The 24,260-nt window shown below is 67.8% G+C and carries 19 protein-coding genes and 1 pseudogene; 7 read left to right on the top strand and 13 right to left on the bottom strand.

All coding sequences use genetic code 11. The annotated features are described in order from the left end of the window. The 6 genes from BAC01S_RS10220 to BAC01S_RS10195 form a co-directional block, all read right to left on the bottom strand. Positions 1-1,053: an alcohol dehydrogenase gene (locus BAC01S_RS10220; RefSeq protein WP_027794681.1), complete on the bottom strand. Its 1,053-nt coding sequence runs from the start codon at positions 1,051-1,053 to the stop codon at positions 1-3. A gap of 179 nt (positions 1,054-1,232) precedes the next feature. Beyond that, complete coding sequence (locus BAC01S_RS10215; RefSeq protein ID WP_027794680.1) at positions 1,233-1,862, bottom strand: DUF2894 domain-containing protein; 630 nt, start codon at positions 1,860-1,862, stop codon at positions 1,233-1,235. Further along, positions 1,855-2,505 (bottom strand): OmpA family protein, encoded by a 651-nt coding sequence (locus BAC01S_RS10210; RefSeq protein ID WP_027794679.1) that lies wholly within the window; start codon positions 2,503-2,505, stop codon positions 1,855-1,857. The genes BAC01S_RS10215 and BAC01S_RS10210 overlap by 8 nt, the downstream gene beginning before the upstream one ends. Beyond that, a complete protein-coding gene (locus BAC01S_RS10205) occupies positions 2,502-4,799 on the bottom strand; it encodes a DUF802 domain-containing protein (protein ID WP_027794678.1) in 2,298 nt (765 codons plus the stop codon). Before BAC01S_RS10205 ends, BAC01S_RS10210 begins: the two co-directional genes overlap by 4 nt. 11 nt (positions 4,800-4,810) lie before the next feature. Further along, a complete protein-coding gene (locus BAC01S_RS10200; RefSeq protein ID WP_027794677.1) occupies positions 4,811-5,533 on the bottom strand; it encodes a DUF3348 domain-containing protein in 723 nt (240 codons plus the stop codon). A 144-nt stretch (positions 5,534-5,677) separates the two neighbouring features. Then, positions 5,678-7,711, bottom strand: a complete 2,034-nt coding sequence (locus BAC01S_RS10195; RefSeq protein ID WP_407667917.1) for an acetoacetate--CoA ligase — start codon at positions 7,709-7,711, stop codon at positions 5,678-5,680. Positions 7,712-7,879: 168 nt separating this feature from the next. On the opposite strand from BAC01S_RS10195, the gene BAC01S_RS10190 reads away from it, so the two are divergent. From BAC01S_RS10190 to BAC01S_RS30870, 3 genes are read left to right on the top strand one after another with little or no spacing between them, the layout of a single operon-like run. Further along, positions 7,880-8,296, top strand: coding sequence for a MarR family winged helix-turn-helix transcriptional regulator (locus tag BAC01S_RS10190; RefSeq protein ID WP_027794675.1), 417 nt, complete (start codon positions 7,880-7,882; stop codon positions 8,294-8,296). 35 nt (positions 8,297-8,331) lie between these two features. After that, a complete protein-coding gene (locus tag BAC01S_RS35785) occupies positions 8,332-8,466 on the top strand; it encodes a hypothetical protein (RefSeq protein ID WP_027794674.1) in 135 nt (44 codons plus the stop codon). Then, positions 8,463-9,815, top strand: a complete 1,353-nt coding sequence (locus BAC01S_RS30870) for a hypothetical protein (protein ID WP_052408727.1) — start codon at positions 8,463-8,465, stop codon at positions 9,813-9,815. Before BAC01S_RS35785 ends, BAC01S_RS30870 begins: the two co-directional genes overlap by 4 nt. A gap of 60 nt (positions 9,816-9,875) precedes the next feature. On the opposite strand, the gene zwf is transcribed toward BAC01S_RS30870, so the two are convergent. Continuing rightward, positions 9,876-11,351, bottom strand: a complete 1,476-nt coding sequence (gene zwf, locus BAC01S_RS10175; RefSeq protein WP_027794673.1) for a glucose-6-phosphate dehydrogenase — start codon at positions 11,349-11,351, stop codon at positions 9,876-9,878. Positions 11,352-11,512: 161 nt separating this feature from the next. Continuing rightward, positions 11,513-12,838, bottom strand: coding sequence for an Nramp family divalent metal transporter (locus tag BAC01S_RS10170; RefSeq protein WP_027794672.1), 1,326 nt, complete (start codon positions 12,836-12,838; stop codon positions 11,513-11,515). Positions 12,839-13,076: 238 nt separating this feature from the next. Here BAC01S_RS10170 and BAC01S_RS10165 point away from each other — a divergent pair, with 238 nt between their 5' ends. The 3 genes from BAC01S_RS10165 (at position 13,077) to BAC01S_RS10155 (ending at position 16,309) form a co-directional block, all read left to right on the top strand. Beyond that, positions 13,077-14,045, top strand: coding sequence for a YVTN family beta-propeller repeat protein (locus BAC01S_RS10165; protein WP_043201833.1), 969 nt, complete (start codon positions 13,077-13,079; stop codon positions 14,043-14,045). A 60-nt stretch (positions 14,046-14,105) separates the two neighbouring features. Further along, positions 14,106-15,110 carry a sterol desaturase family protein gene (locus tag BAC01S_RS10160; RefSeq protein WP_027794670.1) on the top strand — a complete coding sequence of 335 codons (1,005 nt, stop codon included), beginning with the start codon at positions 14,106-14,108 and terminating at the stop codon, positions 15,108-15,110. Positions 15,111-15,184: 74 nt separating this feature from the next. Next, positions 15,185-16,309, top strand: a complete 1,125-nt coding sequence (locus BAC01S_RS10155; protein WP_027794669.1) for a 3-deoxy-7-phosphoheptulonate synthase — start codon at positions 15,185-15,187, stop codon at positions 16,307-16,309. Here the strand turns inward: BAC01S_RS10155 and BAC01S_RS10150 are convergent. Beyond that, positions 16,300-17,888, bottom strand: a pseudogene (locus BAC01S_RS10150) (methyl-accepting chemotaxis protein); the annotation flags it as partial. The gene BAC01S_RS10155 and the pseudogene BAC01S_RS10150 sit on opposite strands and share 10 nt — an antisense overlap. A 376-nt stretch (positions 17,889-18,264) precedes the next feature. On the opposite strand from BAC01S_RS10150, the gene BAC01S_RS10145 reads away from it, so the two are divergent. After that, positions 18,265-19,653 (top strand): tetratricopeptide repeat protein, encoded by a 1,389-nt coding sequence (locus BAC01S_RS10145; RefSeq protein WP_027794667.1) that lies wholly within the window; start codon positions 18,265-18,267, stop codon positions 19,651-19,653. Between the two features lie 304 nt (positions 19,654-19,957). On the opposite strand, the gene BAC01S_RS10140 is transcribed toward BAC01S_RS10145, so the two are convergent. The 4 genes from BAC01S_RS10140 to BAC01S_RS10120 all read right to left on the bottom strand — a co-directional run bounded on the left by BAC01S_RS10140 (position 19,958) and on the right by BAC01S_RS10120 (position 24,181). Continuing rightward, entirely contained in the window at positions 19,958-21,232 is a 1,275-nt protein-coding gene (locus BAC01S_RS10140) for an MFS transporter (protein ID WP_027794666.1), read from the bottom strand. A gap of 67 nt (positions 21,233-21,299) precedes the next feature. Further along, entirely contained in the window at positions 21,300-22,112 is an 813-nt protein-coding gene (locus tag BAC01S_RS10135; RefSeq protein ID WP_027794665.1) for a siderophore-interacting protein, read from the bottom strand. Between the two features lie 55 nt (positions 22,113-22,167). Further along, positions 22,168-22,896 carry a PadR family transcriptional regulator gene (locus tag BAC01S_RS10130; RefSeq protein WP_027794664.1) on the bottom strand — a complete coding sequence of 243 codons (729 nt, stop codon included), beginning with the start codon at positions 22,894-22,896 and terminating at the stop codon, positions 22,168-22,170. A gap of 370 nt (positions 22,897-23,266) precedes the next feature. Further along, positions 23,267-24,181, bottom strand: a complete 915-nt coding sequence (locus BAC01S_RS10120) for a glutaminase (RefSeq protein WP_027794663.1) — start codon at positions 24,179-24,181, stop codon at positions 23,267-23,269. Positions 24,182-24,260: the final 79 nt, after the last annotated feature.

Raw genomic sequence — 24,260 nt, 5'->3', positions numbered from 1 at the left:
TCACGGAATCAGCACTTGCCGCCCCACCACCTTGCCCTCCTGGAGGGCAAGCAGTGCGGCGTTGACCTCGGTGAGCGGCCGGCTCGTCACCGGTGCGGGACGAACCTTGCCGTCACGCATCAGCGCAACGAGCTCGCGCAGTTCGGGCAGCGTGCCGACATAGCTGCCTTCGATGCGCAGCGGCCGCATCGGGATGATCGGCAGCGCGAGCGTGATGTCGCCGCCCATGAGGCCCACGATCACCACGTGGCCGCCGCGCGCGCTGGAGTCGAGCGCGAGCGTCACGGTGGACGTCGCGCCAACGAGGTCGAGCACCGCGCGCGCGCCGCCGCCCACGGCCTGGGCGATCTGGGTGGCGGCGTCGGGCGCGCGTGCGTCGATGGCCGCGAGCGCCCCTTCCTTCAGCGCGGCTTCGCGTTTGCCGGCGTCGACGTCCACGACGATCGCGCCTTTGCCGCCCAGCGCCTTGAGGACTTCGATCGCCATGAGGCCGAGGCCGCCCGCGCCGATCACCACCACGGGCGTTTCATGGATGCGCCCGCCGAATTTGCGGATGGCCGAATAGGTCGTCACGCCCGCGCAGGCGAGCGGTGCGGCCTTGACCGGATCGAGGCCGCCGAGATCGACGAGATAGCGCGGGTGCGGCACGATCACGTAGTCGGCGAAGCCGCCGGCGCGCATGACGCCGAGCGACTGCGGCTTCACGCAGATGTTTTCTTCGCCGCGCAGGCAGGCGGCGCACTGGCCGCAGCCGATCCACGGATGCACGACCGCCACCATGCCGGTCTGCACGGGGCCGGCGTCCGGCCCCGCGGCCACCACCTCGCCGCAGATCTCGTGGCTGGGCGTGAGCGGCAGCTTGATGCCGCGGTCGGCGAGCGAGAGCTTCTTGCCGCCGCCCAGATCGTAGTAGCCCTCCCAGAGATGCAGGTCGGAGTGGCACAGGCCGGCGGCCTTCACGCGCACGAGCACTTCGGTGCCGCGCGGCTGGGGAATCTCCTCGTGCATCAGTTCGAGCGGCTGGCCGTGGCGGGTCACGCAAAAACAACGCATCTGCATGGATGTCTCCGTAATCGGTTGGGCGACCGCTGGACCATGGCGGCTTTTTTCGCATCATAGCGGATGCGATACGTTTTCGTGCGCTCGTTCTTTTTTGTTTTTCCCGTATGCGCGCGCCGTGGCCTGGACGGAATAATGCACGCGATAGGCCGTCTTGCGTGCGGGTGCGGGGGTTAACGCGCCTTGCCGCGCGTGCCTTTTTTCGCGCTCGCGGCGCGCGGCGCTTCCCTGGCCGGGGCCGTGCCGCCGGCATTGAGCTGCTCGAGCCACGAGAGCGCATCCGCGTAGGTAAGGAACTGCTGCAGGTAGCCCGGCGAAAGCTCGCGCATGAGCGAGAGTGCGCGGTGCACGAGGCTGCTCGAATTGAGCGGGCCGGCGTTCTGCGGCACGAGGATTTCGGCGACACGCAATTGCTGGCCCGTGCGCACGCGGGCCCAGGTGGCCCGAAAGTAGTCGAGCAGTTCGGGCGCAACGGTCGGCCCGTTCGCGTCGCGGGCTCCCGCGCTGCCGGCGTCGCGCGGCTGGCTCGCGAGGTAGTCGACCAGTTCGCCCAGCGCGCCGCGCGTGCTTCGCGGCGAGTGCAGCGAGGTGCGCGCCGCGTCCGTGCCGTCGGCGAGCGCCGCATATTCCGTCATCAGTTCGGAGAGCCTGGCATCGAGCAGACGGCGCGCTTCGCCGCCGTGGCGTTCCGCGCGAAGCGCGAGCGCCTCGATCGCGCGAAAGCGCGTGGGATCGAGCCGGTCGGCGCCGCGCTCGCGCCATGCGTCGAGCTGCGTCGGCAGCGGTGTCGGGCCCTCACTCACCGCGTTCACCGCCGGCGGCCGTCGAGCGCGGGACGGGCGCGATCTCGACGCGCCGGTTCCTGGCGCGCCCCGCCGCGTCGGCGTTCGAGCTCACGGGCTGTTCCGATCCGAATGCCGCCGCAAATACCGACGAAGCGGGCACGCCTTCTTCGATGAAGGCGCGCGTCACGGTCAGCGCGCGCTGCGCCGAGAGCTCCCAGTTGTCGGCGAAGCGCCGGTTGCCGGCGCGCACCTGCTGGTCGTCGGCAAAGCCGCTCACCATCAGGATCTCGTCGTGCGCCTTGAGGTAGGTCGCGAGCGGACCGGCCAGGCTCTGCAGCAACTGGCGGCCCTCGGGTTGCAGCTGATCGGAGTTCAGCGCGAACAGGACGTTGCCGCTAATGCCGATGCGGCCGTTGACGAGCGTGATGCGCCCGGCCGCGAGCGGGCCGGCCAGCGCCTGTTCGAGCGTCTTGCGGCGTTGGGCTTCGAGCTGGCGCTCCTTGACGGCCTGGTCGAGCTTCGTCGAAAGCTCGAGCTGCACGCCGATCACGGCGACCAGGATCAGCACGAACGCGCCCAGCAGCACCGTCATCAGGTCGCTGAACGCGGCCCAGACCGGCGTGGCCGGCTCCGCGCCGCCGTCGATGAAGTCCTCGCTCATGCGGTGTCGGCTCCTGCTTCGGTGCGTTGACCCGCCAGCTGCTGCAGCTCTTCCATGATCTGCTTCTGCGAGAGCAGGCTCAAATCGATCACTTCGCGCGCTTGCGTGACGTAGTAGGCGAGCTGTTCGTCGCTGCGCGCGAGGGATTTGTCGAGCGCGGCCTCGATGCGCTGCAGCTGCGCCACGAGCGTTTCGTTCGATGTGCCGAAGGACTGCACGGCCGCGCCGAAGGCGTCGCCGAGACTTGCCACTTCGGTCGCGCCGCTCGCCACCTGCGCGGCGACGCCGTCGAGCCGGCCCGTGCCGGTTTCGACGCGCTCGGTGAAGCGCGCGCCCACGCGTTCGAGCAGGTCGGACGAGGTCGTCACGAGCGAATCGATGGCGCCGCGCTGTTCGGTCGAGGCGTGATTCACGGCGGCGAGCAGCGTTTCGAGCGTGGCGAGCAGGCGGTTGCGCTCCTCCAGCATCGCGGTGTCGTGAACCATGCTGTCCGAGAGCTTCTGGCGCAGTTCGGCGATGACGTCGGCGGCGGCGCGCGGCGCTTCGGAAGCAGCCTCGACGAGGCGGGCGATTTCGGCGATCGTCTCGCGCGAGTGGGCCGCGGCGCTGGCCGCGACTTCGCCGGCGGTATGTTCGAGCGTCTCGCAGATCGCCTGCTGGCGGCTCGCGGTCTGGGCGAGCGCTTCGTCCCATTGGGCGCGCAGCGTCGCCGTCATGGCGGCGATGCTCTCGCGCCAGGCGTCGAGGCGCTGGGCTTCGCGCGCGGTGAGCCTGGTCTCGAGACCGGCGTGCGACTCGTCCGCCGCCCGGAGCAGCGCGGCCGTGTGCTGTTCGTACTGCGCGGCCGCGGCGGCGAGGGCTTGCTGGTGATCCTCGGCGAGCTGTCCGCTTACGCGCGAATGGTGTTCGAGCGCGGCGTTCCAGGTTTGCGCGACGGCGTCCGCGCTCGTGCCGAGGCGCGTGGCGACGTTATCGAGCAGCTGAGCCGAGCGTTGCTCGAAGGCGTCGGCGTAGCGGTCAAGCGAAGCACGCAGGTTCTCTGCCGATGTTTCGTTCAACTGGCGATGCTGCGCGAGCGCTTCGTGCCATTGCGTCGAGAGCGCGGCCGACGTGGTTTCGAGGCCGGACGTGATGCCGGTTAGCTGGCGCTCGACCGACTGCGTCACGGTTTCGTGCAGCGAGGCGGTCTGGTCCTTGAGGGTGGCCGTCGTGGCGTCGAAGCCCGCCGTGACGGTGCTCAACTGGCGTTCCACTGCCTGAGCGACGGTCTCGTGCAAGGCGCGGGTCTCGGCCTTGAACGTTGCCGTCGACGCTTCGAGGCTCGACGTGATCGTATTCAGCTGGCGCTCGACCGCTTGCGTGACCGCCCCGTGCAGCGCCGCGGCTTCGTCCTCGAGCTTCGCGAGCGTGGCTTCCACGGCGGGCAGGACCGCCGCGCTCGCGGCGCGCGCGCTGCCGGCCGCGCTGTCCTGAAGCGAGCGCGCGACAGAGGCGGCGAGCGCTGTCCAGGTGGCTTCGGCCTTGCCGAGAAAGGCCGCCTGGCTCGCGATCTGCCGTTCGTTCATGGCGAGGCTTTGCTGTTCGATGGTCTGCATGACGGTGTGCAGACGATCGACGAGGACCGGCATCGCCTCGGCCTGGCGCTGCATCAGCGCGTAGCCTGCCTCGCGGCGGTGCGCGTTCGAAAAGACATGCAAGGTGGTCTCGATCTTCGCATCGAGCCGCTGGGCGGCTTCGCCGCGTTCGCGCCGGCAGAGCGCCGAAAGCAGCCCCAGCATCGCCGAGGTGGCGACGCCCGCGATCGAGGTGCCGAAGGCGAATGCGAGCCCCTTGACCGGCGCGGCGAGCGAGGCGCGGATCGCGACGAGGTCGGTCGAGCCTTCCAGCGCGGTTCCGGTGCCCTTGAGCGTGGCGACCATGCCGAGCAGCGTGCCGAACATGCCCAGCAGCACGAGCAGGCCGACCAGGTAGGGCGTGAGCGCGGGGCCGGGCAATGCCGTGCGTTCGCTTTCCACGCGCAGGCGCACCGCGCCGCGCAGGCCGGCGGGCAGCCGGTCGAGCCAGAGGCCGAGCTTCGCGGGCGGCGTGGCCAGCTCCGCGAGCGCGGCGTCGAGGGCGGACGTGGCCTGGCGGTAGCGCCATAGCTCGAACGCGCCCGCGAGGTAGCAAGCGCCGATCAACAAGGTGACGGCGAGCGCGAGCAGATTGGCGCCGGCGACATAGCCGAAGCCGATCCAGCAGACGGCGGCGAGACCTGCGAGGAATACAACGAGATCGATACGAAGTCGGGACATGAGGAGCTGAATTAGCGGGCGCGAAGGGCCGCGAGCAGCCCTTGCACCGGTTGGAACCGGATGTCGAGTTCGGCGAGCAGCACGCTCTGCATTTCCTTGCGGAACGCGGCAAGCCATGCGCCGGATGCGGCCGGCGCCTCGTCGGGCGCCTGCTGCGCGGCGCGGCGCAGGCGCTCGAAGTGCGTCGCCAGCAGCGCGGGGACCGAGGCCAGCAGGCGCTGTTCGCGCGCGCCGAGCGAGCGCTCCATGATCGCGTCCACGGCCGCGAGGCGCGCGAGCGCTGGCGTGCGCGCCGCGAGCAGCGCGCGCAGGCGCTTGCGCAACTGGCCGATTTCCGTCTCCATGGCCTGCTGGATCGACAGATAGTCCTGGCGGAACTCGGCGAAGTCGGCAGGCGCCGGGGCTTCGGCGGTTTCGCGCGCGCCGCGCCGCGCGTTGGCCGGGGCGCACGCGCGCGTGATCATCTTCGTGAGCGCGCTGCGCGCCGTCACGACGAGCGCGGCATCCTCGCGGTCGAGCGCCTGCGCCACGCCCGCGCGAGACGGGTCCGGCGGGGCGTTCGGCGAGGCGCTCAGCGCGGTCGAGAGCGCGATCGCGTCGGTCCAGCCGAGCCACTGGCTCAGACGGTCGGCGAGGGACGCCTGCGGTTCGGATACGTCGGCTTCGGCCAGACGAGCAAGCAGGCGAACGAGGGTCGGACCGCTCAGTGCCGCTTGCAGGGGGGCTTGAACCATACCTGCGGGAGACAAAAACCTGACAGTTTACACGCTGGGGCGTTTTCCGCCGAAGGTCCGGGGTCCGATAGCGGAATAACGGCCATGATCGACGCCCTGAGCAAGGCCTTTGGCGAGGCCCAAAAGCCAGGCACGAGGGCAGCGCTAAGCGGCAGGTTTGCCGGGTCCGCCACGCGCCGCCAGCTCGCGCGCGAACTCGCTGAACCAGGCGAGCGATTCGGGGTTGGCCATCGTCCCCGGATTCGCGACCTTTTCGAGCGGCTGCCCCAGCAAGAGCTTCTTGATGGGCAACTCCATCTTCTTGCCCGAGAGCGTGCGCGGCACCGCGTCGATCTGGAACACGTCGTCGGGCACGTGCCGTGCCGAGAGCGCGACCTTGATGCGCTCGCGTATCGCCGCCTTCAGCTCGGGCGTGAGCACGGCGCCCTCGCGCAGCACGACGAAGAGCGGCATGTACGATTCGCGCCCCAGGTACTCGAGATCGGCGACGAGGCTGTCGAGTATCTCGGGCAAGTCCTCCACCGCGCGATACAGCTCGCTCGTGCCCATGCGGATGCCGTGGCGGTTGATTGTTGCGTCGGAGCGGCCATAGATGATCGCGCCGCCGCGTTCCGTGATGCGCACCCAGTCGCCGTGGCGCCAGATGCCGGGCCAGACGTCGAAGTAGCTGTCGCGATAGCGCGTGTCGCCGGCGTCGTTCCAGAAGTAGAGCGGCATTGAAGGCATGGGCGCCGTGCAGACGAGCTCGCCCACTTCGTCGATGAGCGGCCGGCCCGCGTCGTCGAATGCTTCGACGCGGGCGCCCAGGCACCGGCACTGCATTTCGCCGAGCCGCACGGGCAGCGTGGGCACGCCCGCCACGAAACAGCCGGCAAAGTCGGTGCCGCCGGAAATCGCGGCGATCCATACGTCGCCGACATGATCGAGGATCCAGCGATAGCCTTCTGCCGGGAGCGGCGAACCGGTCGAGCCGACCGCGCGCAGGGCCGATAGTTCGGATTCCTGCCGAGGTTCGACGCCCGCCTTCAGGCAGGCCTGGAAGAAGGCGGCGCCCGCGCCGAAGAAGTTGGCCCGCGCGTCGCCGACGAAGCGCCATAGCGCGCCCATGTCGGGGTAGCCGGGGTTGCCGTCGTAGAGGCACAGCGTGGCGCCCACGAGCAGGCCGGCCACCTGGCAGTTCCACATGATCCAGCCCGTGCTGGAGAACCAGTTGAAGCGGTCGCCGGGCCGCAGGTCGAGGTGCAGCGCGGCGATCTTGACCTGCTCGAGCATGATGCCGCCGTGCGAATGGACGATGGGCTTGGGCAGCCCCGTCGTGCCCGACGAGTAGACGATCCAGAGCGGTTGGTCGAAGGGGACGGGCTCGGGCGCGAGCGCCGCGTCGCCGGCGATGGCGTCCGCCCAGGCGTGGCCTTGCGCACCGTTGCCGCGCACGATCCCGGCCGCGTCGGCCTTGGGATCGTGCTCGGTGTCAAGATACGGCACGAGCACGACATGGCGCACGCATGGCAGTTCGGCCAGCAGCTCGCCCAGCAGCGCGCGGCGGTCGTGCGGCTTGCCGCCGTAACGGTAGCCGTCGACGGCGATCAGCACAGTGGGTTCGATCTGGCGGAAGCGGTCGAGCACGGCCAGCCGTCCCATGTCGGGCGAGCAGACCGACCAGATCGCGCCGAGGCTCGCGGCGGCGAGGAATGCCACGATGGTGTGCGGGATGTTCGGCATGAAGGCGGCGACGCGATCGCCGCGCTTCACGCCCATCTGCCGCAGGGCGGCGGCGAGCGCGGCCACCTGGCGCTCGAGTTCGGCCCAGCCGAGTTCGCCGTGCTCGCCGGCCTCGTTGCGCCAGACGATGGCGGGGCGCGCGGGCGTGGCGTGGCGGAAGGCCTGTTCGACGTAATTGAGGGTGGCGCCCGGAAACCAGCGCGCGCCGGGCATCGAGGCGTTTTCGAGCGGCTTGCCGCGCGGCGTGGCCGAGCGCAGGTCGGCCCAGTCCCACAGCGCCGACCAGAAGCCGTCGAGATCATCGACGGACCAGCGCCATAGCGCGTCGTAGCCGTCGAACGCCAGGCCGCGCTCGCGTGCGAGCCACTGCGTGAATTCGGTGACGCGCGCGCGGGCGACGGTGTCGGGCGAGGGCACCCACGCGGGGGCGTCGGCGGCTTCCAGAGGCGGGGTCACGATGGCGGTTTTCCTCGGAGAACGAAGGGCGGCGGTCAGGCGCCGCGCGTCCCCTCATTGGGTACCATTTTTTCCGTGCGCCGCGCTAGACGGTGTAAACGCCGAGGAATGCCGAGACCCGGCGCGAAAATGGTTGCATAGCTAACGATAGCAGGGTATGCTTCGTGCATGTTCGACCAGTGTCTCTACTTCAACACGTCGGCGCTCGCGCGGCGGCTCGAGCGTGAATGGGCCGATGCCTTCGAGCGCTTCGATCTCACGCCGCCGCAGGGTTTCATGCTGCGCGCGGTGATGGAGCGTCCGGGCCTGCTTCAGCGCGAACTGGCCGACCTGCTTTCGATTGCACGGCCCACGGCTACGCGCGTGCTCGACGGCCTCGAAGCGCGCGGCTACGTGGAGCGCCGCCGCACCGAAGGCGACGGGCGGGAGGTGGCGATCGTCCCCACCGCGCAGGCGCTCGCGATACGCGAGGCGCTCAACGGCGCGAGCGCGGCCGTCACGGGGCGTCTCAAGCGCACGCTGGGCGGCGACGTGTTCGTGGAGACCGTCACGCGGCTGCGCAGCGCGCGTACGACGCTAGGCTGAGCGCAACAGCGCATCAAGGGTAACGGAGTTTCATCATGCGGCGCATCGGCGCTTTCTTCATTTCCAGCTGGCTCGCGGCAGCCATTTTGTTTCTCGGTCGTCATTCGGTTCCCATGATCGTGCTGAGCGGCGTGGTGGCGTTCGCTGGGCTCGATCTCTTCCGGCCGTGACCGGCGAGCTGCTTCCGGACCTCACGGACACGCCCGCGCTGCTGCGCGAAGCGGCGCAGAGCGCACGCGCGAGCGGCGACGAACTGGGCGCGCTCGCGCATCTGATCGCCGCCGAGGCGCTCGAATCCTGTAAGGCGGGCATCGTTGGCGAGGGCGCCCAGCGCGTCGGCATGGTCGCGACCGGCTACTTCATGAAGGGCGATCATGCGCGCGCCCGGCGCTGGTATGAGCTTGCGCTCGGTCTCGACGCCGGGCAGGCCGCCGCCTGGCAAAACCTCGCGGCGATCCACGCGAAGGCGGGGAATGACGATCATGCCCAGCGCTGCCGCGAGCGCGCTTATGCGTTGCAGCGCGTCTACGTGGAAACGTCGGGGCAGCCGTCGCGCCGGGTGCTGTTGCTGTGCGCGGGCCGTTCGTCGGGCAACGTGCCGTTCGACCTGCTCGTGCCCACGCCGCACAACGGACGCATCAAATACGCCGTCGACTATGCGCCGCCCGCAGAGGACGCGGGCCTGCCGCCGTTCGATCTCGTGTTCAACGCGGTGGGCGATCCCGACATTGCGGAACCGCTTCTTGCGCGCATCGCGCAGTTCGCGCAAACCTGCACGCGCCCGTTGCTCAACGTGCCGGAACGCGTTGCCGAAACGCGTCGCGACCGGTTGCCGGCGTTGCTGCAGGGTTTGCAGGATGTGCGGACTGCGCCGTGCATACGCGTCGATCTTGCGCGGCCAACGGACGACACAGCGTCGGACAAAGCGCACGCCAACTCGCGGCAGCGCATAGCCGCGGCGGGCCTGCGCCTGCCGCTGCTCGTGAGGCCCGTCGCGACGCATGGCGGCGAAGGGCTCGTGCGTTGCGACACCGAGGCCCAGCTCGAAGCCGCGCTCGCCGCGCAAACGGGCTCGTTCTACGTCAGCGCGTTTCGCGACACGCGCGACGCCGACGGTTCATGCCGCAAATACCGTATTGCCTTCGTGGATCGCGTGCCGTATCCGTACCATCTCGCGATTTCGCCGCACTGGATGGTGCATTACTTTTCCGCGGAGATGGAGGGCGTGCGCCGGAAGCTCGAAGAAGAGGCGCGCTTTCTTGCCGATCCCGTTGCGGCGCTCGGCGAGCGCGGCGCGGCGGCGATCGCCGCCATCGGCCGGCGCCTCGATCTCGACTACGCGGGCGTGGATTTCACGGTGCTGCCCGATGGCAGCGTTTTCGTGTTCGAGGCGAACGCGACCATGCTCGTGCATCGCGAGCGCCCTGACGGCGAACTCGCGCACAAGAACGTCTACGTGCAGCAGATCGCGGAGGCGTTCGAAGCGATGATGCGCGCGCGCATGGCTACGAGGGTCTGAGGCGTTTCGACTGGCGCCGCGCCGCGAAACAGGCGGGCGGCGCCGTTACATCTCAGCGGCTCAGGCCTCTTCGGCCCACGACATGCCTTCGCGCGCCAGCAGCGCCGAAGACGCCGCCGGGCCGAACGTCCCCGCCGTGTAGCTGCGCGGCCGGTCGCCCAGCTCTTCCCAGCCGGAGAGGATCGGCTCGACCCACGACCACGCCGCTTCCAGTTCGTCGCGGCGCATGAAGTGCGTGAGGCGGCCGCGGATCACGTCGATCAGGAGGCGCTCGTAGGCTTCCGCGCGGCGCTCGGGAATGGCCTGCTGCAGGTCCAGATTCAGGCTCACCGGCAGCATGTTCATGCCGCTGCCCGGCTCCTTGGCGAGCATCTGCAACTGGATCGACTCTTCGGGCTGAAGCTGGATCACGAGGCGGTTGCCGTAGTTGCGCGGGCCGCTCGGGAAGATCGAGAACGGCAGGTCGGCGAACTCGATGACGATCTCCGACTGGCGCTTCTGCATGCGCTTGCCCGTGCGCAGAAAGAACGGCACGTTGGCCCAGCGCCAGTTGTTGATGTGGGCGCGCAGCGCGACGAAGGTTTCCGCGCGGCTGTTGGCCGGCACGTTGTCCTCTTCCAGGTAGCCCTTCACGGGCTTGCCGTCCACGGCGCCCGCCGCGTACTGGCCGCGCACCGTGTCGCGCGCGATGTCGGCCAGCGTCATCGGGCGCAGCGAACGCAGCACCTTGAGCTTTTCGTCGCGCACGGCGTCCGCGTCGAGCGAGACGGGCGGCTCCATGGCCACGATGCACAAGAGTTGCAGCAGGTGGTTCTGCACCATGTCGCGCAGCGCGCCCGTGTGGTCGTAGAAGCCCGCGCGGCTGCCCACGCCCACCGTCTCCGCCACCGTGATCTGCACGCTGCGGATATACGGCGCCTGCCACAGCGGCCCGAAGATCGGATTGCCGAAGCGCAGCACCATCAGGTTCTGCACCGTTTCCTTGCCCAGATAGTGGTCGATGCGATAGATCTGCGGCTCGGCGAAATGACGGCCCACCGATTCGTTGATTTCCTGGGCCGAAGCGAGGTCGTGGCCCAGCGGCTTTTCCAGCACGACGCGCGAACGTTCGTCCACGAGGCCCGCCGACGTGAGGTTGTCGCAGATCGTCGTGAAGAGTTCCGGCGAGGTCGAGAGATAGAACACGCGTATCGCCTCGGCGCGCGAGGCCGATTTGAGCCGGGCATAGTCCTCGGCCAGGTTGACGTCGATGATCACGTACTGGAACAGACCGAGGAAGCGGTCCCAGGCGGCGGCGTCGAAGGCCTTGGCGTCGATGAACGGACGCGACTGCTCGTTCATGAAGGCGCGGTACTGATCGATGCTCCAGTCCTTGCGGCCCACCGCGATGATGCGCGTTTCGGGCGGCAGGTTGCGGTGCAGGTGCGCCATGTAGAGGGCGGGCAGCAGTTTGCGTGCAGCCAGATCGCCGCCGCCGCCGAAGATGATCATGTCGACGGGCTGGTCGGGCGCGGCTTGGGCAGTCTGATTCGTCATGGCAGGTCGCTGGTGGGCAAAGGGAATAAGGCGCCTTGCGGCGCTTATCGGGCGCGCGGGGCGCGCCGGTTGCGGAAAAAACCGCGCCCGGAGTTCGGCCCGGCGCGGCGAAAAAGCTTATGGTGCATGGTTTCGCGCGACTTTGCACGCTGAAGATCGCCTCAGCCCGGTCCCGGCAAGCCGGGCACCGTCATGCCGAAGGTCTGGGCGAGCAGGATCGCGTTGAGCGCGAGCACGGCGGCCGCGCCGGCCACGGCGAGCCAGACCGTGAAGGTGCGGTTACGATGCGGCCCCATCAAGTCGGCGCGGCTCGTGAGCCAGACGAGGGCGATCATGGGCACGGGCAGCGCGAGGCTCAGCACGACCTGGCTCATGACGAGCGCCTGGGTGGCGTTCACGCCGAAGCCGACCACGGCGAAGCTCGGCACCATGGTCACGACGCGGCGCAGCCAGAGCGGAATCTGGAAGCCGACGAAGCCCTGCATGATCATCTGCCCCGCGAGCGTGCCCACGACCGAGCTCGAAATGCCCGAGGCGATCAGCGAAAGCAGAAAGATGCCGGCCGCGCCCATGCCGAGCAGCGGGGCGAGCGTGCGGTAGGCGCTTTCGATCTCGGCGACGTCCGGATGGCCCGCATGGAAGGCGCCCGAGGCCATGATGACCATGGCCATGTTGATGAGGCCGGCGAGCGACAGCGCGATCACCACCTCGATGTTGGAAAAGCGCACGAGGCGCGTGCGTTCGAGGTCGTTGCGCGGCGGCACGCGCGCCTGGGTGAGGCCCGAATGCAGGAAGAGGGCGTGCGGCATGACCGTCGCGCCGATGATGCCCACGGCGATCGTCACGGCCTGCGCGTCGGGCAGGCGCGGCGCGGCGAGGTGGCGAAACACGCTGGGCCAGGCGATGGGCGCGATGAAGAGCTCCAGCAGATAGCACAGCCCGATGATGCCGACGAGCCCGCCGATCACGAGCTCGAGCGGCCGGAAACCCGCGCGCTCGAACAGCAGCAGGACATAGGTGACGATTGCCGTGACGACCATGCCCGCCATGAGCGGCAGATGAAAGAGCAGCGAGAGGCCGATCGCGCCACCGAGGAATTCGGCGAGATCCGTCGCCATTGCCGCGATTTCGCTCACGCCCCACATCGCCCAGACGAGCGGCGCGGGCAGACGCTCGCGGCACAGCTCGGCGAGATTGCGCCCCGTGACGATGCCGAGCTTCGCGGAAAGTCCCTGAAACAGCATGGCCACCCCGTTCGCGAGCAGCACGACCCACAACAGCGCATAACCGTAGCGCGCGCCCGCCTGGATGTTGGTCGCGAAATTGCCGGGGTCCATGTACGCCACCGACACCACCACGGCCGGCCCCGCAAGCGGCAGCAGCAATGCCGCGCCGCGGCGGCGTCCCTCCAGCGCCTCGCGCACGGCGGCGGCCGTGCTCTTCGTGAGGCCGTCGGGCAGGTGGTCTTCGCGGGTGCGATGGTCCATGCGCGCTCCTCGAAGTTGGGGGCAGAACGCCGCGCGGGGGAACGCGCGTCATCGGATTGCGGCGCTCGCGCGTTAAGGAGACAATCTTTCGCGCTCACGCGCCGGCGCATGTCGCTATCTCAGCACAAACCGCCCCGGCGCGCTTCCATCAGCCTCTTTCTCTTACGAAATGCCTGAATTCCCGATCATTTCCTTTACGAAAGCCCGCCTCAAAGCTCATGGCGCGGCCGCACTGCTGATGGGCGGCCTCGCATGGGGCTCGCTCGCTCACGCAGACAGTAGTGCCAACGACCGGGTCATCGTGCTCGACTCCGGCGAGGCGCAGCTTTCGCTCATCGACGAAGCGAGCCGCACCGTGGTGGGCACCGAGCCCACCGGCAAGGAGCCGCACCACCTGATGATCACGCCCGACGGCAAGTCGCTGATCGTCGCCGATTCGGTTTCGAACGACCTGATTTTCGTCGACCCGCACACGGGCAAGGTGCAGCGCCGCGTGGAGGGCATCGAAGACCCTTACCAGCTCGGCTTTTCGCCCGACCACAAGTGGTTCGTGACGGCGGGCCTGCGCCTCGACCGCGTGGACATCTACAGCTACAACGGCCAGGATGTCACGCTCGTGAAGCGCATTCCGCTCGCGAAGACGCCTAGCCACATCAATTTCTCGTCGGACAGCAAGACCGCCTTCGTCACGCTGCAAGACACGGGCGAACTCGCCGCGATCGACCTGCCGACGCAGACGGTGGCCTGGAAGCTGCACGTGGGCAACACGCCCGCAGGCTTGTGGATGACGCCCGGCGACAAGTACCTGCTCGTCGGCATGACGGGCGAGGACGACGTGGCCGTGGTGGACCTGCACAGCCGCACGGTCGTGAAGCGCATCCAGACCGGCCGCGGCGCGCACAACTTCCGCAATCTCGACGACGGCAAACATGTGGCCGTGTCGAACCGCGTGGATAGCACGATCAGCATTCTCGACTACACGACGCTCACGAAAGTCGCCGACATCACGGGCCTGCGCCCCGGTCCCGACGACATGGAACTTTCCGCCGACAAACGCTATCTGTGGGTAACGTTCCGCTTCGCGAAGCACGTGGGGGTCATCGACCTCACGACGCGCAAGCTGATCGACACGATCGCCGTGGGCCGCTCGCCGCACGGCATCTATTTCGCGAACAGCGCGCCGGTCTACGCGCCGAATCCGGACTAAGCTAAGCGCTGGACCAGGCGCGCTGAAAGCGAACCTCAAGGCACTTTTCCGAGGGAATTGATGATCGACACCCTGATCTCGCAGCTCGACAACGGCATTTCGTGGCTGCAGACGCTGCTTTATGTCGACGTGTTCCAGCCGATCTTCTACAAGGTCGGTCTGATGGGCTATGACGACGACACTTACGACGCACTCTACTGGATGATCATCGGCGTGCTCGAAATCGTCGTGACCTATGCGCTGCTGCGCCCGCTGGAGGCGCTGCGGCCCATCGAGCCCTGGGCCGACCGCAAGGCGCTGCGCGCGGACGTCTGGTACACGTGGATCGCCAAGCTCGGCATTCTGAACATCGTGTTCTTCTTCCTGTTCCAGCCGGCGTTCAATCACTGGCAGAGCCTGATGGCGATCTACGACATTCCGAACATCGACGTCGACAGCCTGTGGCCCGGCGTCACCGACAAGCCGATCGTGTCGTTCCTGATCTACTTCATCGTGCTCGACTTCGCGGGGTACTGGTATCACCGCTGGCAGCACCGCTTCGGCGTGTGGTGGGAATTGCACGCGGTTCACCACAGCCAGCGGCAGATGTCGCTGTGGTGCGACGACCGCAACCACTTCCTCGACGACATCATCAACGCGGCGTTCTTCGCGGCCATCTCGCTCTTCATCGGCGTGCAGCCCGCGCAGTATGTCGTGCTCGTCGCGGTGGGCAATTTCATGCAGAGCGTGCAGCACGTCAATGCACGGCTGCCGTTCGGCTGGGGGCTCGACCGCCTCCTCGTGAGCCCCGCCTTCCATCGCCGCCACCATGCAGTGGGCTACGGCCACGAGGGCACGCGCTACGGCTGCAACTTCGGCGTGGTGTTCCCGTGGTGGGACGTGCTGTTCCGCACGGCTTCGTGGAACAAGGAAGTCGAGCCTACCGGCATCCGCGACCAGCTGCCCGTGCCGCAAGGCCAGGGGCTCGACTACGGCGGCGGTGTGTGGGCGCAGCAGTGGAAGGGGCTCGTGCGCATCGCGCAGCGCCTGCGCGGCAAGCGCTATCCCATGGGGGCCGCCTCCTGAGGCCCGAGGCGGCCTTGATGCGATAATCCTGCCAGACCCCGCAATACCTCTCGCGTGGGACCGGAGAACGCATCTTGAGCCGCATCGACAATCCGCAGCACGACCAGGAAGTCGGCTTTGCCGACGCCACCGAAGACTCCACCCGCATCGACGACACGCGCATCGGCGCCGTGCGTCCGCTCATTTCGCCGGCCCTGCTGCTCGACGAGCTGCCGGTGCCGGCACAGATCCAGACCCTCGTGGAAACGAGCCGCGCGCAGATTGCCGAGGTGCTCAAGCATCGCGACGACCGCCTCGTGATCGTCGTGGGGCCGTGCTCGATCCACGACCACGATCAGGCGCTCGAATACGCCAGGCTGCTGAAGGCGAAGGCCGACGCGCTGAAGGACGAGCTGCTCGTGGTGATGCGCGTCTACTTCGAAAAGCCGCGCACCACAGTGGGCTGGAAGGGCTACATCAACGACCCGCGCCTTGACGGCAGCTTCCGCATCAACGAGGGCCTGCGCGCCGCGCGGCAACTGCTGCTCGACATCAACGCGCTCGGCCTGCCGACCGCCACCGAATTCCTCGACCTGCTGAGCCCGCAGTACATCGCCGACCTCGTCGCCTGGGGCGCGATCGGCGCGCGCACGACGGAGAGCCAGAGCCACCGGCAGCTCGCCTCGGGTCTTTCGTGCCCGATCGGCTTCAAGAACGGCACCGACGGCGGCGTGCAGGTGGCCGCCGACGCCATCGTCGCGGCGCGCGCGAGCCATGCGTTCATGGGCATGACCAAGATGGGCATGGCCGCGATCTTCGAAACGCGCGGCAACGACGACTGCCACGTGATCCTGCGCGGCGGCAAGACGGGGCCGAACTACGACCGCGCCTCGGTGGCCGCGTGCTGCGAGGCGCTCGCGAAGGCGGGGCTGCGCGAGCAGGTGATGATCGACTGCTCGCATGCGAATTCGAACAAGGCGCATCAGCGCCAGATCGACGTTGCGCAGGACATTGCCTCGCAACTGGCCGACGGCGAGAAGCGCATTGTCGGCGTGATGATCGAGAGCCACCTCGAAGAGGGGCGCCAGGATCTCAAGCCCGGCGTGCCGCTCAAGCGCGGCGTGTCGATCACGGATGCCTGCATCAGCTGGGCCCAGACCGAGCCGGTGCTGGAGACGCTGGCCGACGCGGTGCGCGCGCGCCGGCAGCGGCGCGGCTGATCGGGCGAGCGACGACAGGGCGGGCGTCCCGCCCGCGTCAGCCCGCGAGACCTTCGCGCAGGCGGAACGTGGCGACCGCCTCGCGCAGCGCCGCGGCCTGCTCGGCAAGCGCGTGGGTGGCCGCCGTGGCTTCCTCCACGAGCGCGGCGTTCTGCTGCGTGACCTCGTCCATCTGCGTCACCGCAATCCCCACCTGCTCGATGCCGGCCGTCTGCTCCCGCGAGGCCGTCGAAATCTCGCCGACGATGGCCGTTACGCGGTGCACCGAGCCGACGATCTCGTCGATGATCCGACCCGCGCCGGCAACGAGCGACGAGCCCGCTTCCACGCGCTGCGTCGACTGGGCGATCAGGTCCTTGATTTCGCGCGCCGCGGCGGCGCTGCGTTGCGCGAGCGTGCGGACTTCGCCCGCCACCACCGCGAAGCCGCGGCCCTGTTCGCCCGCGCGCGCCGCTTCCACGGCGGCGTTCAGCGCGAGAATATTGGTTTGAAACGCAATGCCGTCGATCAGGCTGATGATCTCGCCCACCTTGCCCGAACTTTCGGCGATCGACCGCATGGTTTCGACCACTTCGTGCATCACGGCGCCGCCGCGCGTGGCGGTCTGCGCCGCCGTGCCGGCAAGCTCGCTCGCATGCTGCGCGTTCTCGGCGTTCATGCGCACGATCGAGGTGAGTTCTTCCATGCTCGCGGCCGTTTCTTCGAGCGACGCCGCCTGGCCTTCGGTGCGCGCCGATAGATTCTGGTTGCCGGCCGCGATCTGCGCGCTCGCGGACGCTACGCCCATCGCGTTGCCGCGCACTTCGTTCACCACGTGCGCGAGGCTTGCCTGCATCTGCATGAGCGTGGCGAGCAGCTCGGCGGTTTCGTCGTCGCCGCTCACGTCCAGATCCGTCGAGAGGTCGCCGGCCGCGACTTCATGCGCAAAGCGCACCGCGCGGCCGAGCGGCCGCGTCACCGTCCGGCTGAAGGCGACGCCGCCCGCGAGCGCAAGCACGAACACGCCGATCATCAGCGCGGCGCTGATCTGCGTGGCGCGTTCGGCGTCCACGGCGGCTTGCGTTGCCACCTGCGCATTGTCGGCGGCGATTTTCTGCGCCGCGCGGTCCAGCAGGTCGGCAGGCGCGCGGTCTACGCCGGCCACCTGCGTGTCGCCGGCGGTCGGGTCGAAGCCCGCCGCCTTGAATGCGTCGAAACCTTTGCGATAACCCTGGCCCATGGCCGCGTGCGCCTGCGCGAACTGCTCGATCAGGTCGCGGGCCTCGCCTGGCGCAAGCGTTTGTTCGAGCTTCGCGGCGAGGTCGTCGACAGTTTTCTCGCGTGTCTGGAACGCGCTCCAGTAGCGGTCGAGTTTCTGCGGATCCTTGCCGCGCAGGAGCGTGTCTTTCCACTCCTGTACCTGCAGCTTGAACGCGACGAGCGTAGCCGACGCCATGCGCTCGTTCGCGGCGCTGTCCTGCACGCTGGTGCGATAGGTGCCGATGGCTTCGTTGAGCATGTGAATGCCGTAAAACGCGCCAGCCGACATCAACGTGAGTGCGGCACCGAAGGCGAGAGGAATCTTGCGACTGAGCTTCATTGGGGGCAGATACGGGAGAGAATGAGGGCGAACGCCGATCGCTATATCGGCTTTCGCACGGGATTCTGAAGGGTTATTCAGGCTCCTTTGGGCTTCTTTCGCATTCGTTCGTAGAGCAGAACAAGTCTGAAGAATAGGAGCGTGCGGGCCGCTGCATGCGGCGCGCGGAGAACCGCGAGCATGAATGTAGTGCCGAAACGAGTCGCGCTTGTGTCAAGCCGCCGGATTGCGGGCTCTTCGCGTTTTCGTGTTACGCGGCATTACCCGCGGCAGCTCTGGTAATCTGCCGTAAGCTGTCACATCAGGGTCACGATCTCCGCGGCGCGTGGCTCTGCTATGTTGACCGGTTCACATCACGTTGCCGCGCGCTGCCATCATGTCTGCCGATCGCTTGTTTGAACTGGCCTCTTCGTATCATCGCGAGGGACGTCTCGATCTCGCCGAGGGCCATTACCGTGAAGTCCTGGCCGGCGACCCCGATCATTGGGCCGCCTGTTACGGTCTCGCCCAACTCCTGATCCGGCTCGACCGCTTCAACGAAGCCATCGCGTGTCTCACGCCGCTCCTGAACCGCGAGGGCGACACGGCCGCGGTCTGTCGCCAGCTGGGTCTGGCCGAGGCCTGCGCGGGCCGCCGGCTGCGTTCGCTCCGGCACTTCGAGCGCGCGCTCGAGTACGCGCCGGACGATGCCACCACCGCCCACCTCGTCGCCAATCTGCAGCAGGCGCTGGGCATGGACGAAGCCGCCCAGGCGAGCTACCGCCGCGCGCTGAAACTCAGGCCGCTGATCCTCATTCCCGCCGCTGTCGCACCGCCGGATTTCCGTGCCCTGTTCGTCTTCGCGCCCGGCGCCGGCAATACGCCGATCGAGTATCTGGTGGCGAACGCGCGCTTCGAAAGCAACGTCATCACCGTGCTGGCGGACATGGACTACGACTACGACCGCTTGCGCGGCTACGCGGACGTGGTTGTCAATCTCGTTTCCGATGTCGATCGGGGGCTGGCATCGCTCGGGCCGGCGGAGGCGTTCATTGCGGCGATCGGAAGCCCGGTTATCAATCCGCCGCGGCTGATTGTCGAGACGAGCCGCGAATCGGTGGCGCGGCGTCTCGAACCCGTGCCGGGCTGCCGGGTTCCGCAAACGCGCCTCCATCCGGCGGCGCAGTTGCAGGCGCTGGCCGCGCAGGGCGGCGAGGTGCCGCCGTTTCCGCTGCTCGTGAGGCCGGCGGGCTCGCACGGCGGCGAGGCGTTCGAGAAGGTGGGGGATCTCGCGCAACTGCAGGCGTTTCTCGCGAAACACGTTGCTGAGAACTACTATCTCACGCCGTTCGTGAACTACCGGTCCGCCGACGGGTATTTCCGTAAATATCGTTTCGTCTTCGTCGACGACGAGATCCTGCCGTACCACCTCGCCATCGACGACAAATGGAAAGTGCACCACGTCACCACCGGCATGGGGGACAGTGCGTGGATGCAGGCCGAGGAGCAGGCGTTCCTCGACGATCCCTGGCGCGTGTTCGGCGCGGCGCAGCGCGAGGCGTTGCGCGCCATCCGCAATGCGATCGGCCTCGACTACTTCGGCATCGACTGCTCGCTAGGGCAGGACGGCGCGATCGTGGTGTTCGAAGTCAATGCGAGCATGCTGGTTCACGGCAACAACCAGCAGTTTCCGTACAAGACCGAAGCGGTGGAGCGGATCAAGCGCGCGTTTCATACCATGCTCGCGAAGCGTGTGGCAGCGTGCCAGGTCCAGCGCGAGCGCTGACTCGTTTCAGGCCTTCACGTAGCGCCTGGAGCGAGGCCGCGTCGACCTTGCTTCGCATTTTGGTTTCGAGACGTGGGTCAAGGTGAAACAAGCGTATTCCGAAAGCCGTAAATGCGGTGCAAAAAGATAGCCCGGCAAGATATGGCAATCCTTATTACCGGCACGGTTGTCTGCCATTCTCAGCCGTCCGACGTTGCCGGGCTGGCCGTGTTTTCGCCCGTCGCGCCGCTCGACTGCGCGCCGTATATCCGCAACGGCGGCTTCACGGCGGGCCAGGTCTCGCGGGTTCTCAAGATGCACGGTGCTAACGCGACTGGGCGGCAACCGGCGCGCTGGCGCTCCGCACGGGGCCGCCTTGCGCCGGCGTGTCGTGGCCGGTGCCTTTCACATGCGCGATCCAGGCAATGGCGACGAGTGTCAGCGCCGTGGCAACCCAGCCGTTGCACCCATAGCCCGTGATCGTGCCGTTCGGCCCGTTCGCCAGCAGAAGGCCGCCGGCCCATGCGCCAATGCCCATCCCGAGCGCCTGCACGGCATTGTTCGCGCTGAGGAAGGCGCCGCGCCGCGCGGGCTCGGGGATCGTCGTGAGCAGCGCCTGCATCGGGATCATGCGTCCCGACATCGCGACCATGAAGAAGGCGAAGAACGCGACGAGGCCGACGAACGGCAGTGCCGGCGGCAGATGCGTAACGAACAGCACCGGGGCGAGCGAGACGAGCGCCATGATGCGGAAGACCTGGCGCTTGCCGTAGCGGTCCGCAAGCCGTCCCACCGCGCGCGACGTCAGGAAGGTCGCGGCGCCGCCTGCCATGTAGAGCCACGAGAGCTGCTGCGGCGCAACGCCGTGATTCGCGACGAGCATGGGCGAGATGAACGGGATCACGAACATGTGACCGGCCATCATCGTAAAGGTCAGCGCGAACGCCTTGAGGTGGCGCGGCAGCGTGAGCAGGCTCCAGAGCTGCGGCAGGATGCGCGAGAGCGGCGTGCGCTCGCCGAGGTGTTCCGTGAGCGGCGGCACGATGCGCGTGCCCGCGAACCAGATGCCCGCCGAAAGCACCACCAGCAGCAGGAACGGCGCGCTCCAGCCGAAGTGCGCGCCCAACAGCACGCCGGCGGGCACCCCGGCAATCGCCGCAATCGAGAACGCCGTCATGATGACGCCCGTGGCGGCGCCGCGGCGTGCCGCAGGAATCACGTCGCTCACGATAGCCATCACGATCGAGCCCAGCACGCCGCCCGTGAGGCCGGCAAACGCGCGCGCCGCGAGCAGCAGATGAAAGTTGCCGGCCAGCGCGCAGGCGAGATTGGACGCCGCGAAGAGCGCATACGCCACCTGCAGCAAACGGCGCCGGTCGAAGCGGTCGATATAGGTTGCCGCGAAGAGACCCGAAAGCCCCGAGCACAGCGAATAGGCCGACACCGCCGTGGCGAACTGCGCCGGCGTGATGGCGAAGGCGTGCATGATTTGCGGGCCGAGCGGCATCATCACCATGAAGTCCATGATGACGGTGAACTGGGTCAGCGCGAGCAGCCAGAGCAGCGTGCGTTCGCGCAGGGGATTGAGCGTGGTTGTCATTGGATTCGCTTTGCCCTGAAAGAAGCATGCGCGGCAAGTGCGCCGCGCATCCGGGATGGGTCGACGACTAGTCGTCGATGGTTTCGTGGGTCGCCTGCGCGCCGCGCCGCCAGTAAGCCGAGGCGCGAATGCGCTTCTTGTCCACGCCGCGATCGTTCACGAGATGCGTGCGCACGGCGCGGATCGCAGCCGCTTCGCCGGCCGCCCAGACGTAGCCCGTGCCCGGCGGCAGCCAGACCTGGTCCACGGCATCGAGCAGCGGATTGTCCGATGTCGCCTCGTCGCGATAGCACCAGATGGCATAGAGGTCGGTCTCGGTCGGCAGTTCGATGCGGGCCGCGCGGTTCTCGACCTCCACGACCACCGCGACGCGCGCGCCTGCGGGCAGCTCGGTGAGACGCCGCTGGATAGCCGGCAGCGCGGTGTCGTCGCCGATCAGCAGATGCCAGTCGAAGCCGGTCGGGATCACCATCGATCCGCGCGGTCCGCCGATGCCGAGGTAGTGCCCCGGCTGCGCGTTGGCCGCCCACGCCGTGGCGGGGCCGGCTTCGTGGAGCGCGAACTCGAGATCGAGCTCGCCCGCTTCGGCGTCGAAACGGCGCGGCGTGTAATCGCGCATGGCCGCGCGGTTTTCTTCGCCTTCGGGAAACACCGGGCCGTCGGGGCCGAGCGTCGGCAGCACCGGCTTTTCGGCGCCGGCGGGCGGGAAAAACACCTTCACGTGATCGTCGAACGAGGCCGAGACGAAATCGTCGAGATCGCCCGTGAGCGTGACGCGCACGAGCGCGGGCGAGAGCGGTACGACGCGCGCGACGCGCAGCAGCCGGAACTTCAGCGGATGACGCACGCGGAAAACTTCGAGGGTTGAGGGGTTCTGCATGAAAGATTCTCCGATGAAGACGGGCGGGCCGGGTTGGCTCGATCTGAGCGGCGGATCAGGCGCCGGCCGGTTCGTTGTTGCCGTTGCTGCCGCTTTGGCCGCCGTTTTCGATTTCCTGGGTGGCGCGCACGAGGATCGCGGCAATGCGGCGCTGCTCCTCGGGCGAGACGTCCGTGCGGCGCACCAGGGCGTGCTTGAGGGCATGGCGCGCTTCGATCAGCTCGCGCACCCAGCCGCCTTCGGTTTCGTCGGCCGGGTCCTGGCCCGCGAACGCGCGGCGCATCACGTCCATCTTGCGGCCGAAGTGCGTGAGCTTGGCGAGAATGAGCTCGGCGCGCTCGCGATTGGCGTCGAGGTAGGTGCGGCCCTCGGGCGACAGTGAGTACTGCTTGCGATTGCCTTCGAGCGTGACGCTCACATAGCCGAGCTCTTCCAGATACGTGAGGGCCGGGTAGACCATGCCGGGGCTGGGACTGTAGAAGCCGTTCGAGCGGGCGTCGAGCGCCTTGATGAGCTCGTAGCCGTGGCTCGGGCGCTCGGCGAGCAAAACGAGCAACATGAGCTGCAGGTCTTCGGACGTGAACTTGCGGCCGCGGCCGAAACCGTCGCCGTCTCCGAAGCCGCCGAAACCTCCGCCGAAGGGACCGCCGAAGCGGTCGCCCCAGCCGCCGGGGCCTTCGCCGTGCTGGCGATGGCGGCCCATGGCGTGCCAGAAGGCGTGAATGGGGGATACGTGACGCAAAAAATCGTGGCCGCGGCGGCCGAAATGATGGTGATGGCGCATGACGCCTCCTTCTCTAGTGTCTTAAAACATGTCTTAAGATATATATCGTAAGAGTGTTTGTCAAAGAGAATTTTGAGGGAAGGATGGGGGAGAGGGATCTTGAGCTCGGCACGCCCGAAGGCGACGGACCCGGGATCCTGTCAGCGCTGGCCGAATGGTCTGAGCGGTATGACCGGTATGAGGAAGCGCACTTGTAGGAAGTGCGGAATAGCGAGCGGGCGCGAGGCCTGGCAATGATCCGGCGTTGGCATGCCGGATTGCCTGTTCCTGCCGAGGTGCTGAGCGGTGCAGCCTGAGTGAAGGACACCGGGAAAGCGGTGTCGTCCCGTTTCTCTTTGAAAGAGTGAAGCCCGTTCTTGCGGGCCAGGCATCAAAAAATCGACCGCTCCGTGCGCGTCGTCAGCCATTCCAGAGCCATCGTGCCGACCAGCGAATTCCCCGTCGGATCGAGCCCCGGCGACCACACGCACACCGCGAACTCGCCCGGCAGCACGGCCACGATGCCGCCGCCCACGCCGCTCTTCGCGGGCAGCCCCACGCGATAGACGAAATCCCCCGCGGCGTCATAGGTGCCGCAGGTCAGCATGAGTGCGGAAAGCCGCTTGGCGGAGCTCGCGTCCAGCACGTGCTCGCCGCTGGCGGCCGAGACGCCGCCGTTCGCGAGAAAGAGCGCCGCGCTCGCCAGTTCCACGCAGTTCATCGAAATCGCGCACTGGCGGCAGTACGCGTCGATCACGGCGTCGGCGGGCATTTCCAGATTGCCGAAGCTCGCGATGAAATGCGCCATCGCGCGGTTGCGCTCGGCGTGGTCGAGTTCCGACTGTGCCACGCGCAGGTCGTAGTCGATCCCGCGGACACCCGTGAGCCGCCGCATGAAATCGACGAGCGCGGTCTCCGCCTTCACGAAGCGGCGGCACAGCACGTCGGTGACGACAAGGGCGCCCGCGTTGATGAAGGGATTGCGCGGCTTGCCGCACTCGCTTTCGAGTTGGACCAGCGAATTGAACGCCGTGCCCGAAGGCTCTCGGCCCACGCGTTCCCACAGGGCGTCGCCGAGCAGCTGGAACGCCAGCGTGCAGGCGAACAGCTTGGAGATGCTCTGGATCGAGAAGCGCACGTCGGCGTCGCCGGTGCGAAAGACGCGGCCGTCGACGGTGACGATGGCCATGCCGAAGTGGTCGGCGCGAACCCGCGCGAGTTCGGGAATGTAGTCGGCGACGCGGCCCGTGCCGAGGTACGGCTGCAGGTCGCGGTGGATGGCGTCGAGTATCGGCTGGTAATCCATGGGCGGGACAGAACAAAAAGGCGGGGCGCGGCCAGGGTGGGCCGCCGGCCCCGGCGATTGTAGCGATTCCCGCGGCGAC

Origin of the sequence: Paraburkholderia acidipaludis NBRC 101816 (assembly GCF_000684975.1) — a bacterium.
In the GTDB taxonomy this organism is placed as follows: domain Bacteria; phylum Pseudomonadota; class Gammaproteobacteria; order Burkholderiales; family Burkholderiaceae; genus Paraburkholderia; species Paraburkholderia acidipaludis.
The sequence above is the reverse complement of the archived record's forward strand: the minus strand, read 5'-3'. Positions and strand labels throughout refer to the sequence as shown.

What these genes read in the sequence shown, in the direction of transcription:
- BAC01S_RS10220 (WP_027794681.1), bottom strand. Translation starts at nt 1,053, where the DNA reads ATGCGTTGTTTTTGCGTGACCCGCCACGGCCAGCCGCTCGAACTGATG.
- BAC01S_RS10210 (WP_027794679.1), bottom strand. Translation starts at nt 2,505, where the DNA reads ATGAGCGAGGACTTCATCGACGGCGGCGCGGAGCCGGCCACGCCGGTC.
- BAC01S_RS10205 (WP_027794678.1), bottom strand. Translation starts at nt 4,799, where the DNA reads ATGTCCCGACTTCGTATCGATCTCGTTGTATTCCTCGCAGGTCTCGCC.
- BAC01S_RS10200 (WP_027794677.1), bottom strand. Translation starts at nt 5,533, where the DNA reads ATGGTTCAAGCCCCCCTGCAAGCGGCACTGAGCGGTCCGACCCTCGTT.
- BAC01S_RS10190 (WP_027794675.1), top strand. Translation starts at nt 7,880, where the DNA reads ATGTTCGACCAGTGTCTCTACTTCAACACGTCGGCGCTCGCGCGGCGG.
- BAC01S_RS35785 (WP_027794674.1), top strand. Translation starts at nt 8,332, where the DNA reads ATGCGGCGCATCGGCGCTTTCTTCATTTCCAGCTGGCTCGCGGCAGCC.
- zwf (WP_027794673.1), bottom strand. Translation starts at nt 11,351, where the DNA reads ATGACGAATCAGACTGCCCAAGCCGCGCCCGACCAGCCCGTCGACATG.
- BAC01S_RS10170 (WP_027794672.1), bottom strand. Translation starts at nt 12,838, where the DNA reads ATGGACCATCGCACCCGCGAAGACCACCTGCCCGACGGCCTCACGAAG.
- BAC01S_RS10165 (WP_043201833.1), top strand. Translation starts at nt 13,077, where the DNA reads ATGGGCGGCCTCGCATGGGGCTCGCTCGCTCACGCAGACAGTAGTGCC.
- BAC01S_RS10160 (WP_027794670.1), top strand. Translation starts at nt 14,106, where the DNA reads ATGATCGACACCCTGATCTCGCAGCTCGACAACGGCATTTCGTGGCTG.
- BAC01S_RS10145 (WP_027794667.1), top strand. Translation starts at nt 18,265, where the DNA reads ATGTCTGCCGATCGCTTGTTTGAACTGGCCTCTTCGTATCATCGCGAG.
- BAC01S_RS10140 (WP_027794666.1), bottom strand. Translation starts at nt 21,232, where the DNA reads ATGACAACCACGCTCAATCCCCTGCGCGAACGCACGCTGCTCTGGCTG.
- BAC01S_RS10135 (WP_027794665.1), bottom strand. Translation starts at nt 22,112, where the DNA reads ATGCAGAACCCCTCAACCCTCGAAGTTTTCCGCGTGCGTCATCCGCTG.
- BAC01S_RS10130 (WP_027794664.1), bottom strand. Translation starts at nt 22,896, where the DNA reads ATGCGCCATCACCATCATTTCGGCCGCCGCGGCCACGATTTTTTGCGT.
- BAC01S_RS10120 (WP_027794663.1), bottom strand. Translation starts at nt 24,181, where the DNA reads ATGGATTACCAGCCGATACTCGACGCCATCCACCGCGACCTGCAGCCG.